At 59.9% G+C, this 8,002-nt stretch carries 9 protein-coding genes; all 9 read left to right on the top strand.

The window, feature by feature from the left end; translation table 11 throughout:
* Positions 1–390: 390 nt before the first annotated feature.
* From AC1MEK_RS07705 to AC1MEK_RS07665, 9 genes are read left to right on the top strand one after another with little or no spacing between them, the layout of a single operon-like run.
* The gene (locus AC1MEK_RS07705; protein ID WP_480395675.1) at positions 391–687 is read left to right on the top strand and encodes an integrative conjugative element protein, RAQPRD family; all 297 of its coding nucleotides are present in this window, start codon (positions 391–393) and stop codon (positions 685–687) included.
* On the top strand, positions 684–923 hold the full coding sequence (locus AC1MEK_RS07700) for a TIGR03758 family integrating conjugative element protein (protein ID WP_480395655.1): 240 nt from the start codon (positions 684–686) through the stop codon (positions 921–923). Before AC1MEK_RS07705 ends, AC1MEK_RS07700 begins: the two co-directional genes overlap by 4 nt.
* 17 nt (positions 924–940) lie before the next feature.
* Entirely contained in the window at positions 941–1,279 is a 339-nt protein-coding gene (locus AC1MEK_RS07695; RefSeq protein WP_480395654.1) for a TIGR03745 family integrating conjugative element membrane protein, read from the top strand.
* 12 nt (positions 1,280–1,291) lie between these two features.
* The gene (locus tag AC1MEK_RS07690) at positions 1,292–1,672 is read left to right on the top strand and encodes a TIGR03750 family conjugal transfer protein (RefSeq protein WP_480395653.1); all 381 of its coding nucleotides are present in this window, start codon (positions 1,292–1,294) and stop codon (positions 1,670–1,672) included.
* Positions 1,669–2,325, top strand: coding sequence for a PFL_4703 family integrating conjugative element protein (locus tag AC1MEK_RS07685; RefSeq protein WP_480395652.1), 657 nt, complete (start codon positions 1,669–1,671; stop codon positions 2,323–2,325). The genes AC1MEK_RS07690 and AC1MEK_RS07685 overlap by 4 nt, the downstream gene beginning before the upstream one ends.
* Positions 2,322–3,188: a TIGR03749 family integrating conjugative element protein gene (locus tag AC1MEK_RS07680; protein WP_480395651.1), complete on the top strand. Its 867-nt coding sequence runs from the start codon at positions 2,322–2,324 to the stop codon at positions 3,186–3,188. Before AC1MEK_RS07685 ends, AC1MEK_RS07680 begins: the two co-directional genes overlap by 4 nt.
* Complete coding sequence (locus tag AC1MEK_RS07675; protein ID WP_480395674.1) at positions 3,178–4,647, top strand: TIGR03752 family integrating conjugative element protein; 1,470 nt, start codon at positions 3,178–3,180, stop codon at positions 4,645–4,647. Before AC1MEK_RS07680 ends, AC1MEK_RS07675 begins: the two co-directional genes overlap by 11 nt.
* Positions 4,625–5,068 (top strand): TIGR03751 family conjugal transfer lipoprotein, encoded by a 444-nt coding sequence (locus tag AC1MEK_RS07670; RefSeq protein WP_480395650.1) that lies wholly within the window; start codon positions 4,625–4,627, stop codon positions 5,066–5,068. Before AC1MEK_RS07675 ends, AC1MEK_RS07670 begins: the two co-directional genes overlap by 23 nt.
* Positions 5,068–7,998, top strand: a complete 2,931-nt coding sequence (locus tag AC1MEK_RS07665; protein ID WP_480395649.1) for a conjugative transfer ATPase — start codon at positions 5,068–5,070, stop codon at positions 7,996–7,998. The genes AC1MEK_RS07670 and AC1MEK_RS07665 overlap by 1 nt, the downstream gene beginning before the upstream one ends.
* Positions 7,999–8,002: the final 4 nt, after the last annotated feature.

Here is an 8,002-nt window from a genome sequence, read left to right as displayed (position 1 = left end):
CGGTGAAAAAATACCTATCTCAAGTTCATGCCCGAATCTTAAAACTTCAAATCTAGTCCTATCTGCGCTAACAATTATGTCGCCGCCTAACCCAGCCTCACTCGGCCGAGCATGATCAGAGATAATATAAATTGCGACCTAAAACTTATTCCGTATATATGATACATCTCCAGCTATGAAACACTGGGTCAGCAGTCCTCAATTCTTCAAGCATCCTTTATTAGCCGGAATCAAAGGGTAGAAAAATCATATGCCTATCCGGCACAGATTTATTGCGGCAATCCTGTACCGAGCTCGGCACCCTGCTCTCAACAGCGATAACCGAGCCGCGCCGTGAACCATTATCAGCCCCAACCTAGTGCCGTCCTTCGCCTTGCCCAAGCAGGCGCAATCACTCTGATCGCGACTTGGGCTCAGCCCCCCCTGGCCCTCGCCTCATCAGCCTCCGAACACACCAACGTCGAAGTCATGATCCGCCAGCTAAACGCCCTGGAGGACACCGCTCGCCGCAGCTCAAAAATCGCCGATGAACCCGGCAAGCGGTTCTTCCTCGACTACCAGCGCCTCACCGATGACATCAAGCGTATGCGCCTTGGCCTTGAGGGGTACCTGACCCCAAGCCGCGCTCAGCCGCGCGATCCGGAGGAGATTTCCGAGAGTTACACCAAGCAGAAGGGTGGCTCATGAGCATGAGTGGCGCGCAGTCGTCGGCCTTTCAGGCGGCGGCAGGGTTTGCGCCTGCGGGAGGCTACACGCTGTTCGCGGGCTTCGCGTTGGGCATCACTTTTCTCTGGGCCGCGTGGGCGGTTTACAGCTGCTACCGGGGCTGGGCGACGGGGATTCTGGATCGGGTGATTGCGTTGCCATCGACGATTCGGACGGTGCTGCTCTGCCTGATCCTCGCCCTCTTCGTTCTTAGTTAATTCAATGGAGTTGAAACATGTCTCGTAACTTGAGAAACCGCTGCGTCGTAGCGTCGGCGACCGTTACCCCGCAGTTGGCACTGGCCGGCCTTCCGCAAGCGCAGGCGCCCAGCCGAGGTGAAGGAAGCAACATTCTTCAGACCATCCAGAACTGGGGCTATGACGGTTTCATGCTGATCGGCCTGATCGTGCTCGGGGTGATGTTCACGGGCGTGGCCTGGCACGCATTCGGGGTCTACCACGAGATCCACGATGGCAAGAAGAAATGGCGCGACCTGGGCGCGACCGCGACTGTCGGCGTCGGGATCCTGGGGGTGGGCATTTATCTGGTCACCAAGGCCACCGGCATCCTGTGAGAGGTATTGATCATGGCTGATGTTTTGGAGGATGGAACCCTCAGCTTCCTGCCGGTGCGCCTGAACACTCAGCCAGTTGTGATGGGTGGCCTGACTGCAGACGAGATGTGGGCCACGGTCGGGCTTAGCGCTGGCGCTGGTCTGTTGCTTGGCGTGCCGGTCGCGGGACTCTTCAGTAACTGGGCGTTGATCATCGTCGGCGGGCTTGTGGGTGGCGTCCTTGGACTGACTGTCGCGAGCCGCGCGCTGCGTCGCATTAAACGCGGCCGCCCGGAAACTTGGGTGTATCGCCAACTGCAACTGAATATCGCCCTGCACTTCCCGACCTGGAATTCCGCCAACCTCATTACTCGAAGCGGCGCATGGACCTGTCGTCGTACGGAGGGCGCATGAGCTACCGTAAGAAAGTCGACTCTCAGCAGGCGCACATCTACAGCCTGCGCCTGGTCATCGGGTTGTTGATCCTGCTGGGCTTGTACATGGCCTACGGCTGGCAGAGTGCACCGCGGGATCTGACGATTCATGTGCCGCCGGATCTGCGCTCAGGCAGCACGCGCAAATGGTGGGACGTTCCGCCCGAGACGGTCTACTCCTTCAGTCTCTACATCTTCCAGCAGATGAACCGTTGGCCGGTCGATGGCGAACTGGATTACGAGGACAACATCGCTCGACTCGCCAGCTACCTCACGCCCAGCTGCAGGACCTACCTGGAGAAGGATTTTCAGCTACGACGCAACAGCGGCGAGCTGCGCAGGCGCGAGCGCGGTGTTTCGGAAATCCCGGGACGCGGGATGGACGATGGCAATGAGCAGCACATCGAGCAGCACAGCATCAATGACTGGACCGTCCACCTCGACATCGTCGCGGACGAGTACTACGGCGGCGAGCGGGTCAAGCGAGCCTTTGCCCGGTATCCGCTGCACATCCTCAGGTCCGATACCGACCCGGAAAAGAACCCCTTCGGCCTTGCCTGGAACTGCTACAGCAGCAGCCCCCAACGCATAGAGATACCTGACTTCCCCGTGAAAACCGGAGGCAACTCATGATGCGGACCTTCATTCGCGGCTTGACCCTGTCCATGTGTGTGACAGGGATCGCCGAGGCCGTTGAAATCCAGCGTTGGGAGCGTATCCCCTTGGCTTTGCCCTTGATCGTCGGATCCGAGCGAATTGTCTTCGTGGATCAGAACATACGCGTCGGGGTCCCCAAATCGCTGACAGGAAAGCTGCGAGTCCAGAGTACTGGTGGCGCGATTTATCTGATGGCCAGCGAGCCGATTCCCCCTACCCGCGTGCAGCTGCAGAACATGGCCTCCGGCGAGATCATGCTGATTGATATAGCGGCGCGAGCCGGCGAACCGAATCAACCTGCGCTTGAAGACGTGAAGATCGTCGTCAGCCAAAAAGTAGACAGTCGCTACGGGAAAGCGCTCGCATCGAAACCGGCGAAGCAAACAACCGACCCGGCAGAAGTCATGAGCAAGCATGAAACGCCGCTACCGGTTGTGCTCACCCGCTACGCCGCGCAGATGCTGTACGCGCCGCTGCGGACGGTCGAGCCCGTAGCGGGCATCTCTCAGGTCCGTGTGAATCGCCGCCTGGACCTCTCGACGCTCATCCCGACCCTGCCTGTCAAAGCTTCCGCACTGGGCACTTGGCGCATGGAAGGCTACTGGGTAACGGCGGTGAAACTTCAAAACACCAGCGCGCAGCATCTGACCCTGGACCCGCGCGAGCTGATGGGCGACTTGGTGGCAGCCACTTTCCAACACCCTACTCTGACCGCAAACGGAGACGCCGGCGATACCACCGTTGCCTATCTGGTGACTCGTGGCCATGGCCTGGCCCAATCGCTTCTGCCATCGCAGGTCGCTCGGATCGACCCGAAAGGAGGGAAGCATGAAAAATAACCCACTCCTCAAATACCTGGTCGTCCCTTTTGTCGTGCTGGTCGTGGTCCTGGTATTCAGGATGTCGAGCTCATCGACTGCACAGAAACAACAGGGCGAAGGCGGCCCTACCCTAACTGAAGATCAGGCCAAGAAGCTTGGCGTCGACGGTGACACTGCCAGTGACACTCTGCGCACGATCGTGGCCGAGAGCAAAGAGCTCAAGGCACAGATCGGCAAAGCACTGCAGGGAAACGATGATCTGAAGCAAGAGAATCAGGAGTTCAAACGCCGTCTGCAGACTGTTGATCAGGCGGTGGAGACGCGCATGCAGAACGTTCAGAACAGCTTGCGCCAGGAGGTTCAGCAGCAGGGCCAAACACTGGTCGACACCCTGAAACAACAGCTCGAATCACTGACGAGCAAGCAAACCACTGCTCAGGAAACCGACCTGCCTATTGGCTTCGGCGTACAGCCAGGCGATGGTCAGAACTTCAAGGGTGCTCCGGATCTGGAATTGATCTGGATTGATCCTCAGGACGCCGTGCCGATCGATGCCAACGGGAAGCCAATCCCCACTGGCTCGACTCAGACGGCAAACGGCTTCAACTTTCCGACCTCGTTCGGCGCTGCGCTCGATCGCGGTCAGAACGTCCTCAACACCGGCGGCCAGGCAGTCGCGACTGAGCCTACGGCGCAAGAAGCACGCAAACAGGTACGCAAGACCTACACCCTGCCCCAGAACTCGACGTTGATGGGATCGGTAGCGATGTCAGCACTGATCGGGAGAATCCCTATCGACGGCACCGTCAACGACCCCTACCCGTTCAAGGTACTGATCGGCCCGGACAACCTTACCGCCAACGGGATCGATCTGCCTGATGTTGCCGGCGCAGTCGCCAGTGGCAGCGCGACAGGCGACTGGACGCTGTCATGTGTACGCGGGCAGATCCGTAGCCTGACCTTCGTATTCAACGACGGCACCGTCCGGACCCTACCTGCGCCAGCGGGTGAGGCGAATGGCAATGCCCCCCAGAACAGCGGCAACCAGCAGAGCATTCAGGGTGGGTTGGGCTGGATCAGCGACCCATACGGCATTCCCTGCGTCAGCGGCGATCGCAAGAGCAACGCCTCGCAGTACATCGGCTCACAGATGCTGATTACGGCTGCCGGCGCGGGCGCTGCGTCATTGATCAAATCAGACGGCAATGGCACCTCGATCATCTCGACGCCAGGCGGAACAGTGACGACAGGCATCACCGGCAGTGAAGCCATGGGCAAGATCATTGGCCAAGGTGTCAATGACATCTCCAGTTGGGTCAACAAGCTCTATGGCCAGGCCTTTGCCGCCGTGTATGTGCAACCCGGGGCGAAAGTGGCCGTGCACCTGGACCAGCAGCTGACCATCGATTACGAACTCAAGGGCCGCAAGGTCGACTACACGTCTGGAGCCGAACATGCCTCTACTACTCTCGATTAAGTGGACGCAGCGCGCCCTCATCAGCCTGAGCATTGCCCTGCTCCTGTCCGGCTGCGCCACGAGCAAAGACGAGTTGCTGCCCTATGGCAACAGCACGATGCAGGATATCTGGGATCAAGGGACGACGGGCTCCCAAGGAAGCGCCCGCGGCAGACAGCTTCTCGATGCGCGTCTGGAGCTGAGACGGCCGCTGACCGCTGAGCACCCCGCCGCTTCTGAGGAAAACAACGCGTTTTCACGCACCGCGCAGAACGAGATCTACAGCCAGTTCAAGCGCCTGCCGAACCCAGACCTGGTGATGTACGTGTTCCCCCACCTTGCAGGCTCCGATCCCGCTCCGATTCCGGGATACAGCACGGTGTTCCCGCTCTACCAGCGGGTGCAGTACGCGATGCCGGGCGAGCGGACGGAGAACTACTGATGAATCTGTTTGAAGGATTGAAGGCTCGCGTCCTTGGCTTCCGTGCCGGCGGGGATGATCTGCCTGAAGAGCATCTGGACGCGTCAGCAGCCGAGCAGCGCGAGGCGGCCGCCATGCGTTATTTCAACCGGCTCGAGGCACTTGGAATACCTTCTCCCGAAAGCTGGAAAACCCCGAAGCACAAGCCCGCCAAAACGTCAGATGAAGCCAGGCTTTACGACGTCAATCCGTCGTTCGTGGATCTGCTGCCCTGGGTCGAGTATCTGCCTGATGAACAGGCCATGGTTCTGGAAGATGGCGTCTCGCGAGCCGCCTTCCTCGAGCTCACGCCCATCGGAACCGAAGGCCGTGATCCCGAGTGGCTGCGCAAGGCGCGGGACGCGCTGGAGAATGCGCTGCAGGATTCCTTCGACGAGCTGGAGACGTCGCCGTGGGTGATCCAGATGTATGCCCAGGACGAAACGAGCTGGGATGAATATCTGCAGCAGTTACACGACTACATCCAGCCCCGCGCCAAGGGCACTGCCTTCACCGAGCTGTACCTGAAGCTGTTCAAGCAGCACCTTGAGGCGATCTCCAAGCCTGGCGGATTGTTCGAGGACACCAAGGTCAGCCAACTGCCGTGGCGAGGGCAGCAACGCCGCGTTCGAGTCGTGGTTTATCGGCGTGCCAAACATGGCGGCGAGGTTCGCGGCCAGGAACCGGGCCCTTACTTGAAGATCATCTGCGATCGCTTGATCGGCGGGCTGGCCAACGCAGGCGTTAAGGCCAGACAGATGGACGGCCGCGCAATTCGCCACTGGCTGATTCACTGGTTCAACCCACACCCTGACCACTTGGGGCCCAGCGACGAGGATATCCGACGATTTTACGAGCTGGTATGCGGCGAGCGCTCGGTCACTGACGACGGTGATATCCCGCTCGCAAGCGGTACCGATTTCGCGCAGAACCTCTGCTATCGCGAGCCGCTCTCCGACATGAAGACCGGGCTGTGGAGCTTCGACGGTATTCCCCATCGAGTGGTCATGCTCGATCGCCTGCGCGAGCCGCCGAAAACTGGACACCTTACCGGCGAAACCCGCAAAGGCGGTGATGCACTCAATGCGCTGTTCGACAAGATGCCGGAAGACACCATCCTCTGTATGACCTTGGTGATCACTCCACAGGACACGCTTGAACGCCACCTCGAGCAGCTGTCGCGCAAGGCCGTCGGTGATACGCAGGCCTCGATCCTCACCCGCGAAGATGTGGAAACGGCCCGGCGATTACTGGGGCGCAAGCACAAGCTCTATCGGGGCAGCATCGCTTTCTTTCTGCGCGGGAAAGATCAGGGCCAACTGCAGGAGCGCAGTCTGCAGCTCAGCAATGCGCTGCTGGGAGCCGGGATGGCACCCGTGGAACCGCAAGATGAGGTCGCGCCGCTGAACAGCTACATTCGCTGGCTGCCGGCGAATTTTGATCCGGGCCAAAAACGAGCGCTGGATTGGCACACCCAACTGATGTTCGCCCAGCACATCGCCAACCTGGCTCCAGTCTGGGGTCGCTCGACGGGCACCGGGCATCCGGGTATTACGCTGTTCAATCGAGGTGGCGCGCCGCTGACGGTCGATCCCCTGAACAAGCTGGATCGGCAGATGAATGCGCACCTGTTTGTGTTCGGCCCAACCGGCGCCGGCAAATCCGCGAGCCTGAACAACATGGTCAATCAGCTCATCGCGGTGTATCGCCCGCGCTTGTTCATTGTCGAAGCGGGTAACAGCTTTGGCCTGACGGGCGACTTCGCCCAACGCCTGGGATTGAGCGTCAACCGCATCAGGCTTTCGCCGGGCTCGGGGGTTAGCCTGGCGCCATTTGCCGACGCCGCCCGATTGGTGCAAGCACCGGATCAAGTGAAGATCCTCGATGCCGAGGATCTGGATTCTTCAGATGCTCACCTTGAAAGCCACGAAGATGATCAACGCGACATCCTGGGCGAGCTCGAGATCGTCGCGCGCTTGATGATCACCGGCGGTGAGGAAAAAGAAGACGCTCGCCTGACCCGCGCCGACCGCAGTGCCATCCGCCATTGCATTCTCGAAGCCGCCCGAACCTGTGTGGCCAGCCAACGAACGGTGCTGACCCAAGACGTACGTGATGCCCTGCGGGCAGCAGGCATGCAGGAGGGAATGCCGGAGCCTCGCCGCAACCGGATGCTTGAGATGGCCGAGGCCATGGACATGTTTTGCATGGGCGCCGATGGCGAAATGTTCAACCGCGAAGGCACGCCTTGGCCAGAAGCGGACCTGACCATCGTCGACCTGGCGACCTACGCCCGCGAGGGCTACAACGCGCAGCTGTCGATCGCTTACATCTCACTGCTCAACACCATCAACAACATCGCCGAGCGCGACCAGTTCAAGGGCAGGCCGATCGTCAAGCTGACCGACGAAGGCCACATCGTCACGAAGAACCCTCTGCTCTCTCCCTACGTGGTGAAGATCACGAAGATGTGGCGAAAACTCGGTGCCTGGTTCTGGCTCTCCACTCAGAACATCGACGACTTCCCGCCAGAAGCAGCGTCCATGCTGAACATGATCGAGTGGTTGATGTGCCTGAACATGCCGCCTGACGAGGTCGAAAAGATCACCCGTTTTCGCGAGCTGACGCCCTCACAGAAAGCCCTGATGCTCTCCGCCCGCAAGGAGAGCGGCAAGTACACCGAGGGCGTGATTCTGTCCAAGAGCATGGAGGTCCTGTTTCGGGCAGTTCCCCCGAGCCTGTACCTGGCGCTGGCCATGACCGAACCAGAAGAGAAGAAACAGCGCTACGACGTGATGCAGGCCACCGGCACCGACGAACTCGGCGCGGCCATCCAGATCGCTGCAGATCTGGATCGAGCACGTGGAATCGAGCCCCACATCATTACCTTTCCAGAGCAACCCAAACCCTAGGAGC

The sequence above is a fragment of the Pseudomonas sp. 2 genome, from assembly GCF_056627435.1.
This window is presented reverse-complemented; position numbering and strand designations above follow the sequence as displayed.

Excerpts from the sequence above, each read along its gene's own strand:
- AC1MEK_RS07700 (WP_480395655.1), top strand. The coding sequence starts at position 684 with ATGAGCATGAGTGGCGCGCAGTCGTCGGCCTTTCAGGCGGCGGCAGGG.
- AC1MEK_RS07695 (WP_480395654.1), top strand. The coding sequence starts at position 941 with ATGTCTCGTAACTTGAGAAACCGCTGCGTCGTAGCGTCGGCGACCGTT.
- AC1MEK_RS07690 (WP_480395653.1), top strand. The coding sequence starts at position 1,292 with ATGGCTGATGTTTTGGAGGATGGAACCCTCAGCTTCCTGCCGGTGCGC.
- AC1MEK_RS07685 (WP_480395652.1), top strand. The coding sequence starts at position 1,669 with ATGAGCTACCGTAAGAAAGTCGACTCTCAGCAGGCGCACATCTACAGC.
- AC1MEK_RS07680 (WP_480395651.1), top strand. The coding sequence starts at position 2,322 with ATGATGCGGACCTTCATTCGCGGCTTGACCCTGTCCATGTGTGTGACA.
- AC1MEK_RS07675 (WP_480395674.1), top strand. The coding sequence starts at position 3,178 with ATGAAAAATAACCCACTCCTCAAATACCTGGTCGTCCCTTTTGTCGTG.
- AC1MEK_RS07670 (WP_480395650.1), top strand. The coding sequence starts at position 4,625 with ATGCCTCTACTACTCTCGATTAAGTGGACGCAGCGCGCCCTCATCAGC.
- AC1MEK_RS07665 (WP_480395649.1), top strand. The coding sequence starts at position 5,068 with ATGAATCTGTTTGAAGGATTGAAGGCTCGCGTCCTTGGCTTCCGTGCC.